This window comes from Vibrio sp. Isolate22 (genome assembly GCF_022398115.1).
GTDB lineage: Bacteria > Pseudomonadota > Gammaproteobacteria > Enterobacterales > Vibrionaceae > Vibrio.
In genome coordinates this window covers 1-19,191 of the sequence record NZ_JAKEUW010000014.1, presented here as the reverse complement: position 1 = coordinate 19,191, position 19,191 = coordinate 1, and the positions used below count along the sequence as shown (strand labels likewise).

Annotated in this window: 10 protein-coding genes, 2 tRNA genes, 1 rRNA gene and 1 riboswitch; of the genes, 6 read left to right on the top strand and 7 right to left on the bottom strand. The window is 44.0% G+C overall.

Going from position 1 to position 19,191, the window contains the following annotated elements; genetic code table 11:
• Position 1: 1 nt before the first annotated feature.
• Positions 2-2,017 (bottom strand): RNase E specificity factor CsrD, encoded by a 2,016-nt coding sequence (gene csrD, locus L1D55_RS10135; RefSeq protein ID WP_239917347.1) that lies wholly within the window; start codon positions 2,015-2,017, stop codon positions 2-4.
• Between the two features lie 161 nt (positions 2,018-2,178).
• Positions 2,179-2,730 carry a single-stranded DNA-binding protein gene (locus L1D55_RS10130; protein ID WP_128162173.1) on the bottom strand — a complete coding sequence of 184 codons (552 nt, stop codon included), beginning with the start codon at positions 2,728-2,730 and terminating at the stop codon, positions 2,179-2,181.
• 279 nt (positions 2,731-3,009) lie between these two features.
• Between L1D55_RS10130 and L1D55_RS10125 the strand changes: the two genes are divergently transcribed.
• The 4 genes from L1D55_RS10125 to L1D55_RS10110 all read left to right on the top strand — a co-directional run bounded on the left by L1D55_RS10125 (position 3,010) and on the right by L1D55_RS10110 (position 9,531).
• Positions 3,010-3,657 (top strand): LuxR C-terminal-related transcriptional regulator, encoded by a 648-nt coding sequence (locus tag L1D55_RS10125; RefSeq protein WP_128162175.1) that lies wholly within the window; start codon positions 3,010-3,012, stop codon positions 3,655-3,657.
• A gap of 157 nt (positions 3,658-3,814) precedes the next feature.
• Entirely contained in the window at positions 3,815-4,687 is an 873-nt protein-coding gene (gene galU, locus L1D55_RS10120) for a UTP--glucose-1-phosphate uridylyltransferase GalU (protein ID WP_128162177.1), read from the top strand.
• Positions 4,688-4,836: 149 nt separating this feature from the next.
• Positions 4,837-7,668, top strand: a complete 2,832-nt coding sequence (gene uvrA / locus L1D55_RS10115) for an excinuclease ABC subunit UvrA (protein WP_239917346.1) — start codon at positions 4,837-4,839, stop codon at positions 7,666-7,668.
• 96 nt (positions 7,669-7,764) lie between these two features.
• The gene (locus L1D55_RS10110; RefSeq protein ID WP_239917345.1) at positions 7,765-9,531 is read left to right on the top strand and encodes a PglL family O-oligosaccharyltransferase; all 1,767 of its coding nucleotides are present in this window, start codon (positions 7,765-7,767) and stop codon (positions 9,529-9,531) included.
• 87 nt (positions 9,532-9,618) lie between these two features.
• On the opposite strand, the gene L1D55_RS10105 is transcribed toward L1D55_RS10110, so the two are convergent.
• Positions 9,619-10,758 (bottom strand): alanine--glyoxylate aminotransferase family protein, encoded by a 1,140-nt coding sequence (locus L1D55_RS10105; RefSeq protein ID WP_239917344.1) that lies wholly within the window; start codon positions 10,756-10,758, stop codon positions 9,619-9,621.
• A 176-nt stretch (positions 10,759-10,934) separates the two neighbouring features.
• Positions 10,935-11,112, top strand: a riboswitch (Lysine riboswitch).
• Positions 11,113-11,220: 108 nt separating this feature from the next.
• On the opposite strand from L1D55_RS10105, the gene lysC reads away from it, so the two are divergent.
• Positions 11,221-12,588 (top strand): lysine-sensitive aspartokinase 3, encoded by a 1,368-nt coding sequence (gene lysC, locus L1D55_RS10100; RefSeq protein WP_239917343.1) that lies wholly within the window; start codon positions 11,221-11,223, stop codon positions 12,586-12,588.
• 111 nt (positions 12,589-12,699) lie between these two features.
• Here lysC and metH read toward each other — a convergent pair whose 3' ends face one another.
• The gene (metH, locus tag L1D55_RS10095) at positions 12,700-16,377 is read right to left on the bottom strand and encodes a methionine synthase (protein ID WP_239917342.1); all 3,678 of its coding nucleotides are present in this window, start codon (positions 16,375-16,377) and stop codon (positions 12,700-12,702) included.
• A gap of 168 nt (positions 16,378-16,545) precedes the next feature.
• Between metH and L1D55_RS10090 the strand changes: the two genes are divergently transcribed.
• The gene (locus tag L1D55_RS10090) at positions 16,546-17,820 is read left to right on the top strand and encodes a sodium:proton antiporter (protein ID WP_239917341.1); all 1,275 of its coding nucleotides are present in this window, start codon (positions 16,546-16,548) and stop codon (positions 17,818-17,820) included.
• Between the two features lie 818 nt (positions 17,821-18,638).
• Here L1D55_RS10090 and L1D55_RS10085 read toward each other — a convergent pair.
• From L1D55_RS10085 to rrf, 3 genes are all read right to left on the bottom strand, one after another.
• Positions 18,639-18,715, bottom strand: a tRNA-Trp gene (locus tag L1D55_RS10085).
• Between the two features lie 59 nt (positions 18,716-18,774).
• Positions 18,775-18,851 (bottom strand) — tRNA-Asp (locus L1D55_RS10080).
• Positions 18,852-18,931: 80 nt separating this feature from the next.
• Positions 18,932-19,047, bottom strand: a 5S ribosomal RNA gene (gene rrf, locus L1D55_RS10075).
• Positions 19,048-19,191: the final 144 nt, after the last annotated feature.

The following is a 19,191-nucleotide window of genomic DNA, read 5'->3' as shown; positions in this document are numbered from 1 at the left end:
CTTAGCTACTACTCTTACGCCATCGATTTCTTCGACCAACTTTTACTACAGACTCAGCTTTCACTGACTTTGAACCTTTATTAGGTAAAGGGATAATTTGTTGTTCTTCGTCGAAATACCTTCCTTGATAGCCATTAATACCTAACTCTATCAAGGTGTTCTTTTCTTGTTTTGTCTCGACCCCCACCGCAATAACTTGAGTTGGAGAGTCACCACACGCGCCAATTAAACTGCGGACGAACAGCTGGTTTTCATGTCTTTGGTCGATTTTCTTAATCAAGCTTCGATGAAGCTTTATATAGTTAACCTTCAAATCCTTAATGTAGTGAGTGCTGACAATAGTTCGCCCAGCTTGGCCAACAATCACTTTACACCCAAGTCCTCGCAGCATCTTTGCCACCGGTCTCATATAATCAAGATGAGCGATAAGGTGCCCCTCAGGAAACTCAAAAGCCAGTTGTGAACGATGCTGAGCAGAGAGCTGCAACAACTCACTTCTGAACCATTTAAAGTGCTGCTTACTAGAAAAAGGGGTGACATTGAGGTTCACTGAATAATGAATAGGTTGAGTCGATTCTTTCAGTGACTTCAACAACACTCTTAAAACCGATTGATCCATTTGAGCTTGGTAACCCACTTGCTCTACCGCTGGCATGAATCGAGAGGATTTCAATAAACCTTTCTCAGGATCCTGAATTCTAGTGAATATTTCTCTATGCAATTCATTAGCTTGACCTAAATCAGACATAAGATAACATCGCTGAGCAAAGATTACTAAATTATCAGGAAGCAGTGCTGTATCAAGTAGTGTCCTCCAGCGAACACTACCTCTATCAAGCTCATTTTTATTCTGTTTAGGGAAACGGCTCCAGTTATTAATGCGCTCCAATTGCGCACTCTTTAATGCTGTTTCCGTTTCATCCATGATCTGACTATGACGCTCACCTTCGGTGTACATGGTCACGCCGATATGGCACCAATTATCCGACTCTAAAGGCTCTGGTGGTGTTAGCTTATCAAGTTGTCTTAAACACTGGGCAGCCAGCGTCGCAATGTCTTTGGCACCTTGATGCGGGATAAATACAGCAAAGTCAGCTTCATAATAACGAGAGAAAATAACATCTGGGTAGCGCTGTACGATATTCGATAATACTTCGCCAACCTCAATAATAAAGTTATCTGTAACTTGCTTGTCATTATCATCGCGTACCTGTTCCCACTCATCGATACGTATCAACAGCACACCGCCACGAGCACCACTTTCATGCAATGCCGATTCAAGCTTGTTATCGAATAGCACTCTGTTGGCAGTGCCAGTGAGTTTATCTAAGAAGGTATGAGTCCGAATAAAGGTATCGAAACGACTACGCTCTTGCCGAGCGTCTTTTAACTCTTCAATAAGAACATCGAGAGCTTCACTCGCAGTATAAGGCCACTCTCGCTCATCACCTTTTGCATGAGCTTCAACCTGACCAGCAAGAATCATCCTGCCACGCTCTTCTAGCATTTCAGAGCCCATCAATTGCTCTTTTAGCCATCGAACGCCACGAGCTAAACAGAAAATGATCAAAGCAACCGCTAAAGTGATTGACCACATCGCCTCTAATGAATAGCTGTATCCAATGTAAGGAGGCAGAGCCTTAAACTCGATTCGGTAACCGGTATTTCGCTCTAATACAAAGCTTTTTTCATAAAGGCGGCTAGGATCAATCTGTGGAGAAGTATCTTTGAAGCGATAAACAATGCCGGTCTTATTAGAGAGTTTCATCTCAACAATGTTGCTTGCTTGCAGCATCTTAGGCATCCAACGTTGCATTGAATATGCAGCATCAGGATCTTCCATTTCCTTATCTACAACGTCGACAATACCCACCAAATAATGGTCTAAATATTCTTGCCCGATACGCTTAAATGAGAGGGTGCCACCGATAAAAAGAATGAACATCGCACTGATCACTATCACGGTGACAAATGCGACCAATCGGGTGCTCAATTTTAGTGTGGGGGTATATCTCATGAATAACGAAATCCTTTTCAACTCACATTATACCGTATTGCTACTTATACTATAAATTGACGTTGTAAATAAAGCGTTAAGAATTCTAGGTAACAAAAAGCCGCGATAATCGCGGCTCTTTCCAAATTAATACTGTCTTTATAATATATTAAAAACAGGGCTTAAAATGGGATGTCATCATCAAAATCCATCGGTGGCTCATTATATTGAGGTTGAGCCTGCTGAGGAGCTTGTTGTTGAGGCGCTTTTTGCGGTTGTGCTGGGGCGCTGTATTGTTGCTGTTGTGGTTGCTGAGGCTGACCCCAACCGCCTTGCTGTTGCTGGCCACCCATGCCGCCTTGAGCTGGTGCGCCACCTTGAGCACGACCGCCTAGCATTTGCATAACGCCGTTAAAGCCTTGAACCACAACTTCCGTTGTGTAGCGATCTTGACCGCTTTGATCTTGCCATTTACGAGTTTGAAGTTGACCTTCAATGTAAACTTGAGAACCTTTACGTAGGTACTCACCAGCAACCTCAGCTAGCTTGCCAAACAGAGCAACACGGTGCCATTCTGTTTTTTCACGCTGTTCGCCAGTTGCTTTATCACGCCATGACTCTGACGTTGCAATGGTAATGTTCGCTACTGCGCCGCCATTTGGCATGTAACGAATTTCTGGGTCATTACCTAGGTTACCCACTAATATAACTTTGTTAACTCCACGGCTAGCCATGATTTGCTCCGTCTAAATTCATAGTCTCAGAAAATTTTTAGCGCACAAGAATAGCATGCTTTTCTGCTGTGATAAATCGCATTCCTATTCTCTCCTCACGACAAAGAATAAAAACGTAACAAATCATGATATTCAGAGCGATGTTGCTTTTTTCTCCACTTACAAACCACTCATTTACTTTGAGAATTGATATTCAACGCAAGTCACAACGATGGTGCTAGAGAAGCCAAAGCCTGCATGACAACGTGAATTCCCATTCTATTTACACAGGACATTTCAATGAGAAAGTCTCGATATGCTCGCACTTTACACTTTATGTGCATCGACCCAAGTGATACTTACTTACACGTAAAAGAGATAGAAAAACACCTATCTATTATCTTATATAAGATGACGCCAGACGACCTAATGTTAGTCGATAGAAAGCAGAGTAATCGCATTCTTCTTGTCGACTATAAAGAAGTACCAAAGCTATTAGCTATCTGCCCCAACCTGACTGTAATGTGGAAGAATCATGAGATCATTTTGTTTAATGTCCCACAGCAACTGCCGACCTCAGAGCTTTTAACTTACGGTGTGTTAAAAGGACTGTTTTATAACACCGATAAAAAAGACAAAATTGCTCATGGTTTACAAGAGGTAATCGATGGCGATAACTGGCTGCCAAGAAAGGTCACCAATCAACTGCTGTTTTACTATCGTAATATGGTCAATACCAACACAACGCCTACCAATGTTGATCTTACTATTCGCGAGATCCAGGTCATTCGTTGCCTCCAATCAGGTTCATCGAACACACAAATAGCCGATGATCTTTTTATCAGCGAGTTCACGGTGAAGTCTCACCTCTATCAAATATTCCGCAAGTTGGCGGTAAAAAATAGAGTCCAAGCGATCGCGTGGGCCAACCAGAACTTGCTTGCATAATTGATCCACTTCTTAAAGTGACGATAATTTTGAGGGAAGCTCTGGTTAGTCATACGGATTGTTGCTGAATTTTCGACATAATTTGTGCTAGAGTTGCCCTCAGAAATATCAACCACCCAGGTTGAATCGATAATTATTATAGATAAAGGGTCTTACGATGATCAAAAAGTGCCTTTTCCCGGCAGCAGGCTACGGTACACGCTTCTTACCAGCAACCAAATCAATGCCGAAAGAAATGATGCCAGTAGTAAACAAACCACTGATTGAATACGGCGTTGAAGAAGCAATCGAAGCCGGTATGGACGGAATGTGTATCGTAACGGGTCGTGGTAAGCACTCAATCATGGATCACTTCGATAAGAACTACGAACTTGAACATCAGATCAGTGGCACAAATAAAGAAGACCTACTGATTAATATCCGTGAAACGATTGAAGCTGCAAACTTCACTTATATCCGTCAACGCGAAATGAAAGGCCTAGGTCACGCTATTTTGACTGGTCGCGAACTTGTAGGTGACGAACCATTTGCAGTGGTACTTGCGGATGACCTATGTGTAAATGAACAACAAGGCGTGTTGGCACAAATGGTTGCGCTATACAAACAGTTCCGCTGTTCTATCGTTGCTGTTCAAGAAGTACCGGAAGAAGAGACGCATAAGTACGGTGTTATCTCTGGCGAGATGATCAAAGACGATTTGTTCCGTGTTGATGACATGGTAGAAAAGCCAGAGCAAGGCACAGCACCAAGCAACCTAGCGATCATTGGCCGTTACATCCTGACTCCAGATATCTTCGAACTGATCGAGCAAACGGAACCAGGTAAAGGTGGTGAGATCCAAATCACCGATGCACTGCTTAAACAAGCAAAAGCAGGTTGTGTATTGGCATACAAATTTAAAGGTCAGCGTTTTGACTGCGGTAGCGTAGAAGGCTACATCGAAGCAACAAACTACTGCTTTGAAAACCTATACAAGAAAGACCAGCAGCAAGTTGAGTTAGGCAAACACTCAACACAGAAAGAAGCATAACTGCTGACAGGTAAATAACAATTCACACAATGTAATGGGCGGCTCTTGGAGTCGCCCTTTTTAATTACTGTTTTTTTATCCAGTAAAACTTTGCACAAATCTCACTCTATGTAATACTTTAGCCACTAAAAATTACATGGTCTGTTGAGATGGATAAAATAGAAATTAGAGGTGCTCGTACGCATAACCTCAAAGACGTAAACCTTACCATCCCTCGTGATAAGCTGATTGTTATCACAGGTCTTTCTGGTTCAGGTAAGTCATCACTTGCGTTTGATACCCTCTACGCAGAAGGGCAACGCCGTTATGTTGAGTCTCTGTCTGCCTACGCTCGCCAATTTCTATCCCTTATGGAAAAGCCTGATGTCGACCACATCGAAGGCTTATCTCCCGCCATCTCGATAGAACAGAAATCTACGTCTCACAACCCTCGTTCAACGGTTGGTACCATCACTGAAGTCTATGATTACCTGAGGCTTCTTTACGCACGAGTCGGCGAACCTCGCTGTCCAGAACACAACATACCGCTCGCCGCGCAAACCATCAGCCAAATGGTGGACAAGGTACTTGAGCTACCTGTTGGTTCAAAGATGATGCTATTAGCACCAATCGTTAAAGAGCGTAAAGGTGAGCACGTAAAAACACTGGAAAACTTAGCGGCTCAGGGCTTTATTCGAGCACGTATTGATGGTGAAACCTGTGATTTATCCGATCCACCAGCACTTGAACTGCACAAGAAACACACGATAGAAGTAGTGGTTGACCGATTTAAGGTACGCCCTGATCTTCAACAACGCTTAGCCGAATCTTTCGAGACCACATTAGAGCTCTCCGGTGGTATTGCTGTTGTCGGTTGGATGGATGAAACAGACCAAGAAGAGATCGTATTCTCTGCTAACTTCGCTTGTCCAAAGTGTGGTTATAGCATGCAAGAGCTTGAACCTCGCCTATTCTCATTCAACAACCCAGCTGGTGCGTGTGGTACATGTGATGGCCTTGGAGTTCAGCAGTACTTTGATCCAAGCCGAGTGATCTTAGATGAGAATCTAAGTATTGCAGATGGAGCCATTAAGGGCTGGGATCAAAAGAACTACTACTATTTCCAGATGCTAACATCGCTCTCGGAACACTATGGTTTCGATCTGTTTGCACCATTTAATTCTCTCCCAAAGAAGACTCAAGAGATTATTCTTAAAGGTTCAGGTCGTACTGAAGTTGAATTCAAATACATCAATGATCGTGGTGATATTCGAGTCAAACGTCACCCATTTGAAGGCATTTTGAATACGCTAGAGCGCCGTTACCGTGATACGGAATCAAACGCAGTCCGTGAGGACCTTGCTAAATACATCTCAATGAAATCATGCTCTAGCTGTGATGGTACACGCTTGAGATTAGAAGCTCGTAATGTCTTCATTGGCGATACAACACTGCCTGAAATCGTTGAACTGAGCATTGCTGATGCACTACAGTTTTTCCAAGAGTTAAAGCTAGACGGTCAGCGCGGACAAATCGCCGATAAGGTGATGAAAGAGATCAATGATCGCCTGCACTTCTTGGTTAATGTCGGTTTGAACTACCTCAACCTGTCACGCAGTGCTGAAACCCTATCTGGTGGTGAAGCGCAACGAATTCGTCTCGCAAGTCAGATAGGTGCAGGCTTAGTGGGAGTTATGTATGTCTTGGATGAACCATCGATTGGCCTCCACCAGCGTGACAATGAACGCCTACTGCAAACCTTGGTTCACCTGAGAGATTTAGGCAACACAGTGCTTGTCGTTGAGCATGATGAAGACGCAATTCGCTGTGCGGACCATGTGATCGATATCGGCCCAGGCGCTGGTGTTCACGGTGGTCACGTAGTCGCTGAAGGCACTATGCAAGATATCATCGACAATCCAAACTCATTGACTGGTCAGTACTTAAGTGGCGTAAAAGAGATTGAAGTACCAAAACAACGAACGCCGATCGACAAAAAGAAAGTCGTCGAGATCATTGGTGCTACCGGTAATAACCTGAAAAATGTCACAGCAACTATCCCTGTTGGCCTATTCAGTTGTATTACAGGTGTATCGGGGTCAGGTAAGTCGACACTGATTAATGACACCTTCTTTAAAATTGCTCACACCCAACTCAACGGTGCAACGACAGCAGTACCTGCACCACATGAAAAAATCAAAGGCTTAGAGCATTTCGACAAGGTCATCGATATTGACCAAAGCCCTATCGGTCGAACGCCAAGATCAAATCCTGCAACCTATACAGGGATCTTTACACCTATTCGTGAATTATTTGCGGGGACACAGGAGTCACGTTCGCGCGGTTACAAACCGGGACGCTTCAGCTTTAACGTGCGTGGCGGGCGCTGTGAAGCGTGTCAGGGCGACGGTGTTATCAAGGTAGAAATGCACTTCTTACCGGACGTTTATGTGCCGTGTGATGTATGTAAGGGCAAGCGCTACAACCGTGAAACACTAGAAGTTCGCTACAAGGGTAAAACCATCGACGAAGTACTGGAAATGACCGTAGAAGACGCACGTGAGTTCTTTAATCCGGTTCCAGTGATCGCTCGCAAACTGCAAACTCTCATGGATGTCGGCCTTTCTTATATTCGTTTGGGCCAAGCCGCAACTACCCTATCTGGTGGTGAGGCTCAACGTGTTAAATTAGCGCGCGAGCTGTCTAAACGAGATACAGGAAAGACGTTATACATTCTGGATGAGCCAACAACAGGCCTTCACTTCCACGATATCCAACAGCTATTAACCGTATTGCATCGCCTACGTGATCACGGTAATACCGTTGTGGTAATTGAACACAACTTGGATGTCGTTAAAACTGCAGACTGGATACTCGATCTCGGCCCTGAGGGTGGTCAAGGTGGTGGTGAAATTGTTGCAGAAGGCACACCAGAAGATGTGGCACTAGTCGAAGGTTCACATACCGCACGCTTCCTTAAGCCTATGTTAAATTTGAACTAGGTGTAAAATAGCGTCCTGCGGGCGGACAGAAAAATGTTAAAGTAACGGAGCTTGTTTCAAAAGGAACAAGCTCCGTTTTTATAAGGTTAGGGATTTATGGCAACAATACACACTAGCGGAACCCAGCTAGAGCATCAGGTCACTCAGCTACCTCTCAACAAAGCATTCCTTGCTTCACTAGCTGTTGTGTTCTTACTCGCCATGCACTTTTTCATGCCTAACCCAGGTGGTTCAGGCCTTGCCCTATCCTTTAACCCGACCACTTGGCTGGCTCTAAGCTTCACTTTAGCCATTGGCTTTTATCAACTGGCGACCAATCGAGTACTCAAGTATTCCAAGTTAACCATAGGTTTGCTGATAAGCTGCGTGATACTCACATTGCCTATTCTATACAGCAATGCTTCGCCGCAAGGAGCTTCTGGTCGATTACTTGGGTTATGGGCTGGCTTTACCTTATTCGTGGTTCTTCAACAATTCAAATTCAGTAATAAACATAAACAGCGCATGCTGTGGTTCATCGTACTTGCTGTCGTCATACAGGCACTGTTTGGCTATGTGCAATATTTTTTGCTGGAGCCTGGTAACCTATTTGGTTACAACACTGAAGCTAATCGCCCGTATGGAATCTTCCAACAGCCTAACGTGATGGCCAGCTTTTTAGCGACGGGTTTTGTACTCTCTGCTTACCTATTAGCGAGACAGCCAGCCAAGTACAACCATAAGATTAGCGAATCATTTTTACTCTACCTAACACCAACGTTAACGGTACCACTGCTGATCATCATCGCATCACGCACAGGTTGGTTAGCTGCACTCATTGGCTTCATATGTATTCTGCCTTACCTCTACAAGTTCTCGACCAAGAAACGATTCTACGGATGGTGTGCATCCGTTGCTGTCGGTATCGTAGTTGCATTTTCAGTAATCAGCCTTAGCACTACAGATAGTATAGCGAGTAAAAAAGCGAACCTAGAGAGCCCTCGAGCTTACACCTTCCCGCAAACATTAGACATGTTGGTAGAGAAACCATTTACTGGTTACGGCTACGGAAAATTTGAATCAGAGTACACCCTGTATACCGCTCGTCAGCATCAACTCAATTCAAACTATCATCCGGGGCTTCCAGCAATGGATCACCCCCACAATGAGTTTCTATTCTGGGGAGTTGAGGGCGGTATTGTACCAATCATAGGAATATTGATTGCCGCAGTATTAGTTTTGTCGCGGATCTCAAGCTCAGCCAAAGGAACACGCTTGGCTTTACTGGCACTATTCATACCAATACTTCTACACTCTCAGTTAGAGTACCCGTTCTATCACTCGGCAATACACTGGATAACCTTTATCATATTGATTTATTGGGTAGACCAGCGTGCTTCACGTCATTATCAGCAGCCGTTCAGCATCATCAGCAAAACACTATTTAGAGTGACTAGCTTAGTGTTACCAATTCTAGTGAGTGTTTACATGTTGAGTGCACTGCATACCAACTATGTACTGACCAAATTTGAGCTATCTAAACCTAAAAACCCAGATATTCTCAAACAAGTCACCAACCCTGTAGTTTGGAAAGATCGCTACGATTGGGACATATACAGCACCTACCTGAACATTGGTCTTTATAAAGGTGATCCTAGCCTTATTCAGCCATATGTTGATTGGTCATTAGAGATCATAAAGAGTAAACCAAGACCAGCGTTCTACAGCAACCTGATCCTTGCTTACCAAGGTTTAGGGGAAGAGAGCAAAGCGCAACAAATCCGTAGTGAAGCAAAGTTTTTATTCCCAAACAGAGACTTTTCACAGGTTCAATACAAGAAAATATCTCAAGCTGAAAACAACGTCTCGTCGGCAGAGCAGTAGCCAATTTTAACCCGTAGTATTACCTTTAAAGCAAACAAAAAAGCGCACGATCCTCGTGCGCTTTTCTTTGAAACTATTCTAATTCGGTTATTTAAGTACGTCTTGCAGCGCTTTAAGACACAACGCCACATTCTCTTTACGAGCACCGTAGCCCATCAAGCCAATACGCCATGCCTTACCAGCCAAAGAGCCAAGGCCAGCACCAATCTCAAGGTTATACTCTTCTAAAAGCTGTGATCTGACTTTCGCTTCATCAATTCCTTCAGGGAAGTAAAGAGCATTAAGCTGTGGTAAACGGCTCTCTTCATCAACAACGAACTTCAGCCCTAATGCTTCTACACCTTCTTTTAATTCTTGATGCATGGCGTGATGACGAGACCAAGCATTATCTAAGCCTTCATTTTTCAGTAGCACGAGAGACTCATGCAGCGCGTAAAGACTATTGACTGGTGCAGTGTGGTGATAACTACGCTTACCTTCACCGCTCCAGTAACCTAATACTAGGCTCTGATCCAAGAACCAGCTTTGTACCGGTGACTGACGTGCTTTCATTTTATCAACAGCACGCTGAGAGAAAGTTACGGGTGATAAACCAGGAACACAAGACAAGCATTTCTGACTACCAGAATAAACCGCATCGAGCTGCCATTCGTCCACTAACAGTGGCACACCACCCAGTGAGGTTACAGCATCAACAATCGTCAATGCATCGAACTGGCGAGCCACCGCAGAGATAGCTTGAGCATCCGATAATGCACCAGTAGAGGTCTCAGCATGTACAAAAGCAACCGCGACTGCGTCTGGGTTTTCTGATAATGCTTGCTGTACCTTTTCGACAGATACAGGCTTACCCCATTCGTCGTCAACAAGAATTGCTTCGCCACCGCAGCGCACTACATTTTCTCGCATACGTTCACCAAACACGCCATTTCGACAAACGATGACCTTTTCACCGGGCTCAATCAAGTTAACAAAACAAGTTTCCATACCAGCACTGCCTGGTGCTGATACAGCAATCGTAAACTCATTTTCTGTCTGAAAGGCATACTTAAGAAGCTGTTTAACCTCATCCATCATCGTAATAAAAAGTGGATCGAGGTGACCAATGGTTGGTCGACTTAATGCTTGAAGCACTTGAGGTGAGATATCTGAAGGTCCAGGCCCCATTAACGTTCGATGTGGTGGATAAAAGCTATCGATAGTAGAAGTATTTGTGAAGTTAGACATGTAAATCCCTTACGTTAATGGTGTCGATATTCCACCCTAAAGCAAATCGAACATGTCAGCAATTAGCCTTAGGTCTTGAGGTCAAACCACTGTCACATAATTGTTAAAATTATTTTTAAGTTATCTCAAGTTACCAATTGACATTGTGAGCACAAACACGTTCAATGAAATGGCTATCTAGCAGAAGAGGAGCACTGCCCAGGCAGGTGTTTTGTGGAACCGCATTTCCGATACAAAGCACTTATGGGGAGCAGTGCCGAGATAATAAAAGGATGCAGGACCTTTATTATCGGTTGAGCGGGCTGAATCCCGGCAACTGTCACCATATCTATATGGTGAAGAGCTTCTGAGGTTACTATTCATATAATTCCTCTCTTTTTGCTCTAAAACTCTCTTCGAAAAACATTGGACGTTGGATTACCCAACCGTAATTTTATTTTAGGAAGTCGTGGGAGATATATCGTGAGTGCATCTAATGTAGCTGGTTCTTTTAATGTCGCTAAGTTTGGTGGTACAAGTGTTGCCAACTTTGAAGCAATGAGCCGTTGTGCTGCCATTATTGAAAACAACTCAAATACCAAGTTAGTCGTAAGTTCTGCGTGTTCAGGTGTAACCAATTTACTTGTCGAACTGGCAAACGGTGTTCAAGACAAAACTCGCCGTCAGGAAGTAATGACCCAGTTGACGGACATCCACAATGCAATTCTTGACCAACTTGCTGACCCTATCAGCATCGAAAAAGAAGTTCACTCCATTCTTGATGAAATTGCGAGCGCAGCTGAGGCTGCATCATTTCAAATAAGCACTAAGCTAACCGATCACTTAGTTGCGTGTGGTGAGTTGATGTCGACACACCTTCTTGCTCAAATCCTTCGCGAACGCGGTACACCGGCGGTTCGCTTCGATATAAGAGAAGTGATGCGCACCAATGATGACTTCGGAAAAGCAGAACCTCAGCTTGAAGAGATTTCAGTGCTAGCGAAAGAGAAGCTGATTCCACTGTGCCAACAACAAGTTGTAGTCACACAAGGCTTTATTGGTGCAGATAATGACGGTAATACAACAACCTTAGGTCGTGGTGGTAGTGATTACTCAGCAGCGCTTATTGCAGAGTCAGTACAAGCGATTGGCTTAGAAATTTGGACAGACGTTCCAGGTATCTACACCACCGACCCTCGCATCGCACCGAAAGCTTCTCCAATCCCAGAAATCAGCTTCAGTGAAGCATCTGAGATGGCAAACTTTGGAGCGAAGATCCTTCACCCATCGACGCTAGTGCCGGCATTACGTCACCAAATTCCGGTGTTTGTCAGCTCTTCAAAAGCACCAGAACTAGGTGGAACTTGGATCCGTCAACAGGTGGAAAGCTCTCCACTGTTCAGAGCCCTGGCCCTTCGCTGCAACCAAACCATGGTTACACTACGTAGCGCTAATATGTTCCATGCTTACGGTTTCCTTGCAAAAGTATTTGAGATCCTTGCTAAACATAAGATCTCCGTCGATCTTATCACTACCTCGGAGATCAGTGTTTCACTCACCCTAGATCAAACTGATACATCTGGTGGTGCTCCTGAATTACCAGAAGCAGCACGTCTTGAGCTAGAAGAACTGTGTTCAGTCAATGTAGAACATGACCTATGTTTGGTGGCATTGATTGGTAATAACATGAGTGAAAGTAAAGGCTACGCTAAGCAAGTATTCAGCACCCTTGAAGATTTCAACCTGCGCATGATTTGTTACGGAGCAAGCCCTCATAACTTATGCTTCCTGCTCAATGAGTCAGTCTCTAAACAGGCGATTCAAAAGCTGCATCAAGAGCTATTCGAATAAAGCGATAGTGAATTAATAAGAGTTCAACGTTCAAAGCACAGATACAAAAAGGGTTGCAATTAAGCAACCCTTTTCCTTTCGAATTTAACGACTAACTCGCTGATTTAATAACTAGTTAATATTTGGACCTAGCCATCTCTCAGCTTCCAACATATCCCAACCTTTACGGTCAGCATAGCTGTCTACTTGATCTTGTTGAATCTGAGCAATCGCAAAGTATCGAGAATCTGGGTGAGAGAAGTACATCCCAGAAACTGAAGCACCTGGCCACATCGCGTAGCTAGACGTCAGTGACATATCAATGGTCTTCTCAACATCCATCAACTCCCACAACGTGCCCTTCTCTGTATGCTCAGGACAAGCAGGATAACCAGGAGCAGGACGAATACCTTGGTATTTCTCTCGAATAAGATCATCGTTAGATAAGTCTTCATCTGGAGCGTAACCCCAAATGTCCTTTCGTACCTCTTGGTGTAGGTATTCAGCAAACGCTTCCGCTAGTCGGTCAGCCACAGCCTGAATCATGATGGCATTATAGTCATCACCATTGGCCTTATATTCATCCGCTAGCTCACGCTCACCAATACCACCTGTCACAGCAAAACCACCAATCCAGTCTGCTTTGCCGCTTTCTTTTGGAGCGATGTAATCTGACAAACAGTAGTTAAAGCCTTTAGGCTTCTCAGTCTGCTGGCGAAGATTATGCAGAACTTTTAGAACTTCAGTACGAGACTCGTCGGTATACACCTCAATGTCATCACCAACACTGTTGGCTGGGAACATCGCGCACATACCACGGGCTTCAAGTAACTTCTCTTTCTCTACACGATCCAGTAACTCGTTCGCATCTTTGAATAAACGTTTTGCCTCTTCGCCCACCTCTTCGTGGTCAAGAATAGCTGGGTACTTACCGACTAATGACCATGTCATGAAGAATGGTGTCCAGTCGATATAGTTACGCAGTGTTGCCACATCAAAATCATTGAATACATGCACACCCGGTTTAGCTGGTGCTGGCGGAGTATATGCGTCCCAATCAATCGCCACTTTATTTGCGCGAGCTTGCTCTAGTGTCACTGGCTTAGTACGAGGCTTCTTACGATTATGCTGATCACGAACGCGCTCATAGTCTAAGTCCAACTTCTCAACGAAGGCAGGTTTTAGCTCCTCAGAAAGCAGTGACGTACATACGCCTACCGCACGAGAAGCGTTATTGACGTAGACCACTGGCTCTGAGTAATTCTGTTCAATTTTAACAGCAGTATGCGCCTTTGATGTCGTTGCACCACCAATCAATAATGGTAGCTTAAAGCCTTGTCGTTCCATCTCTTTGGCAACATGCACCATTTCATCAAGAGATGGAGTAATTAGACCCGACAGGCCAATAATATCGACGTTTTCTTCTTTCGCGACTTTGAGAATCTTTTCACATGAAACCATCACACCTAAGTCAATGATGTCATAGTTATTACACTGAAGAACAACGCCAACAATGTTCTTACCAATATCATGAACATCACCCTTAACTGTCGCAAGAAGGATCTTACCGTTACTCGCGCCGACTTCTTTGGATGCATTAATGAACGGCTCCAAGTGGGCAACGGCTTGCTTCATTACACGGGCTGATTTAACAACTTGAGGAAGGAACATCTTACCTGCACCAAACAAGTCACCAACCACGTTCATACCGTCCATTAACGGACCTTCAATTACCTCAATTGGACGATCTGAATTGACACGTGCTTCTTCAGTATCTTCAACGATAAAGTCAGTAATACCTTTGACCAAAGAGTGCTCTAAACGCTTCTCTACAGGCCAAGTACGCCACTCAAGTGCTGATTTATCTTCAACTTTACCAACAGCTCGCTCTAGATACTCGGTTGCCATATCCAGCAAGCGTTCCGTAGAGTCTTCACGACGGTTTAGTACGACATCTTCAACAGCATCACGCAGATCTTCTGGTACATTATCGTAAATTTCCAACTGACCAGCGTTTACGATGCCCATATCCATACCATTTTTAAAACAGTGATATAGGAATACAGCGTGGATTGCCTCACGAACGTAGTTGTTACCTCGGAATGAGAATGACACGTTCGATACACCACCAGAGATCATCGCATGAGGCAGGTCGCGCTTGATATCGCCTACTGCATCGATGAAATCAACTGCATAGTTATTGTGCTCTTCAATACCCGTCGCAACCGCGAAGATGTTCGGGTCAAAAATAATGTCTTCTGGTGGGAAGCCAACCTCATCAACAAGAATGTTGTAAGCATTAGTACAGATTTCGACTTTACGTTCACGTGTATCAGCCTGACCGACTTCATCAAATGCCATCACGATGACAGCTGCACCATAGCGGCGAACCAACTTAGCTTGCTCGACGAACTTCTCTTTACCCTCTTTTAGAGAGATGGAGTTAACGATACCTTTACCCTGAATACATTTCAGGCCAGCTTCAATAACCTCCCACTTTGATGAATCGACCATCACTGGGACTTTTGAAATTTCTGGCTCAGAGGCACATAGATTAAGGAATTTGACCATGCACGCTTCAGCGTCTAGCATCCCTTCATCCATGTTGATATCGATGATCTGGGCGCCGTTTTCAACTTGCTCACGAGCAACACTCAATGCCTCATCGTAAAGCTCTTCTTTGATCAAGCGTTTGAAGCGTGCAGAACCGGTCACGTTCGTTCGCTCACCCACGTTTACAAACAGAGACTCTTTAGCAATGGTCAGAGGTTCTAAACCGGATAAACGACACGACACAGGTAAGTCCGGCAATTGGCGAGGAGTTACACCTTCAACCACTTCTGCCATTTGGCGAATATGTTCTGGCGTGGTACCACAACAGCCACCAATCAGGTTCAAGAAGCCACTTTCAGCCCACTCTTTAACATGTTCAGCCATGTCTTCAGGTGAAAGGTCATACTCGCCAAATGCGTTAGGTAAACCAGCGTTAGGGTGAGCAGAAACATAACTCTCTGAGATACGAGACATCTCGCCAACATACTCACGCAGCTCATCAGGGCCTAATGCACAGTTCAAACCAAACGAGATAGGTTTAACATGACGAAGGGCGTTATAGAAAGCTTCCGTCGTCTGCCCTGAAAGCGTACGACCTGATGCATCAGTAATGGTGCCGGAGATCATGACCGGTAAAGTGATGCCTACTTCTTCGAAAACAGATTCCACTGCAAAAGCACACGCTTTAGCATTGAGTGTATCGAAGATGGTTTCGATAAGAATAAGGTCTGAGCCACCTTTGATCAGCGCACGAGTCGATTCAGAGTAAGCCTCGACGAGTTCGTCAAAGCTCACATTACGATAGCCTGGATCATTAACATCTGGAGAGATTGAACAAGTTCGGTTGGTTGGACCTAATACGCCTGCAACAAAACGAGGCTTCTCAGGAGTCTTTGCAGTCCATTCGTCAGCGGCTTCACGTGCTAACTTGGCTGCTGCAAAGTTAATTTCTTCACTAAGGCTTTCCATGTCGTAGTCGGCCATAGCAATGGTTGTAGCGTTGAAAGTATTGGTTTCAAGGATATCAGCCCCAGCTTCCAAATATTGCGAATGAATATCTTTGATAAGCTTAGGTTGTGTAAGCACCAAAAGGTCATTGTTACCCTTTAAGTCACTATGCCAATCCGCAAAGCGTTCACCACGATAGTCTTGCTCTTCCAATTTATAATCCTGAATCATGGTACCCATACCACCATCAATCAGTAAAATTCGTTGCTTTAACAGAGCGTCAATCTTTTGCCTTACATTACTTCCCACGGTACAACCTCATTCCTTTAATTATGCTTCCATCCTATCACACATTAAAAAGGAGTCTAGACGTCTAAATGAGGAAATTGATTACCGAGTCCTGACAAAAAGTGTTTGCTATTTGAGCATGAGACAACGAAAATTCATATTCATACTTTGTTACATGTTGGTACCCCAATGTCGGTCTATTACACCTTATGCTTCTTGTCTGCTGCAGCCATGCTTATTGCTTTTGTTAATAGCAAAATTGGTAAAATGCAAACAACCATCGCCATCACAGCAGGCTCAATGATGCTGTCTCTTTTAATTATCATTGCGGGCCAAAACAACTGGTTTCAGTTGGCCGACATTGCTTCTGAAACGGTTGCCAGTATCAATTTTGAAGACTTCCTACTTAAAGGGATATTAGGCTTCTTACTATTCGCAGGCGGTTTAGGGATAAAGCTACCAAACCTAAAAGACCAAAAGTGGGAAATCACAGTACTTGCACTTGGTGCGACTCTATTCTCGACCTTCTTTATTGGTTTTGTTCTTTATGGTTTCTGTCAGTTCATCGGCATTCAATTCGATCTCATTTACTGCTTACTGTTCGGTTCTCTTATCTCTCCTACCGACCCAATCGCTGTTTTAGCCATTGTAAAGAAACTCGATGCACCGAAACGAATCTCAACTCAGATTGAAGGTGAATCGCTATTTAACGATGGTTTTGGCTTGGTAATCTTCGTAACTCTATTCACCATAGCTTTTGGTACAGAGGCACCAACAGTAGGCAGTGTGACCATGCTATTTGTCCAAGAGGCAATTGGCGGTATCGTTTATGGTTTTGCATTAGGTCTTATATTCCACTACCTAATCAGTAACACTGATGACCACTCAATGGAATTGCTACTAACTATTGGTGTCCCTACTGCGGGTTATGCTTTTGCTGAAGTTCTCCACGTATCAGGTCCATTGGCTATGGTGGTGTCAGGTATCATGATTGGTAACTGGACTCGCTTCATCGGCTTCTCAAAAGAGAGTGAAGACCACTTAGACCACTTCTGGGAACTGATAGATGAATTCTTAAATGGCGTATTGTTCTTATTGATTGGTATGTCGATGCTGCTGTTCAAGTTCCACCAAGAAGACTGGATCTTAATGGCATTCGCCGGTCCTCTCGTATTGAGTGCACGCTATCTAAGTGTTTTCTTGTCATACATTGGATTTAAGCGCTTTAGAACTTACAACCCATGGTCAATTAAGATTCTAACTTGGGGTGGCTTACGTGGCGGCTTAGCGCTAGCAATGGCTCTTTCAATCCCTTCAGGTATCTGGGTAATTGAAGATAAGGCGATAGATGTTAAAGAAATTATCCTTGTCATGACCTATGCCGTTGTAGTGTTCTCAATCCTGGTTCAAGGCTCAACGATTACTCCGATGATAGAGAAAGCCAAACAAGCTGAAAAGAGTTAGATTAACAATCATATGATAAACAGAGGCCGCTTGTATAAGCGGCCTTTTTTGTACCCGATCTCTGCCAACGTTCCTTCCTTAATTACCCTATCCCCCTAATACGTAACATTAGTGTGAGAGAGCCCAATACAACGGCTAAGCTCCCTAGATTATCTAATCGAACTGCATTTCAGGTACAAAAATTCAATATCGTATCTTTGCTAAAAGAGTTAGGTAAGGTACGGAAAATACCGAGACTATTAGTAGTAGCTTAAAAAGTAGTGGAGCCACTACCTAGAAAAGCCATGTACCCGAATGGTTTGAAGCAAACTAGAAGCATGTTATGACTCGAGGGGCCCCAGATCATGCTTAAAGACCTGACGATCCTATTTACAGAGCAGCTATAAGCAACTGAGCTAACATATTGATAAGTCGTTCTTCCAAAAAACTACAAGCTGCTAGCCTATTTAGATTCGACTCTAGAGCAACAGAGAGCTCATAACTATCTCAACACTTACTTTATTTATCGTTGAAGAAACCAACCAAATTAAAAGGCGAAACGCACCGGAACTTAAGCTAAAGCCATAAGGTTGTAGATTGGAGGGGGAGTTAACCTGACGTAGCCTCTGTTATCTAGGAATAACCTTGCGACAGAACGAGCATAAAGCCCCTGCAGTTCAGAAGTAACTTCTTATATAACGCTTGGAATATTCAGCTTAAAACAATAGCCGCTGTATTAAGTTGTGGGAATAAGCGGCTCTGCCAATAGCACTAATTCACACCTAGTTCGCACCCAGAAAGCAAAAAGGCTCTAGCATTTCTGCTAGAGCCTTTTAATGTGGCAGGGGTGGAGAGATTCGAACTCCCAACACGCGGATTTGGAATCCGCTGCTCTGCCAATTGGAGCTACACCCCTAAAACTTTTTGTACTTTAGATTCGAAAAAACCTCGCATTAGGCGAGGTTATCGAATAAGTGGCGGAGTGGACGGGACTCGAACCCGCGACCCCCGGCGTGACAGGCCGGTATTCTAACCAACTGAACTACCACTCCGCAGTGGACTACTTGTCGTCGCTGACAAGTCGTTCATAACATTTTTGTCTTCACTTTTTAAAAGTGAAAATAAATTTGGAGCCTGGCGATGTCCTACTCTCACATGGGGAAGCCCCACACTACCATCGGCGCTATTGTGTTTCACTTCTGAGTTCGGCATGGAATCAGGTGGGTCCACAATGCTATGGTCGCCAAGCAAATTTTAAAATTCGGAAAGCTGTTTCTGTTCTCTTCAAACTCATTCAAGCGTTTGTATCTTTGAGTCCATCAAAACCCCTTGGGTGTTGTATGGTTAAGCCTCACGGGCAATTAGTACAGGTTAGCTCAAAGGTTAGCTCAA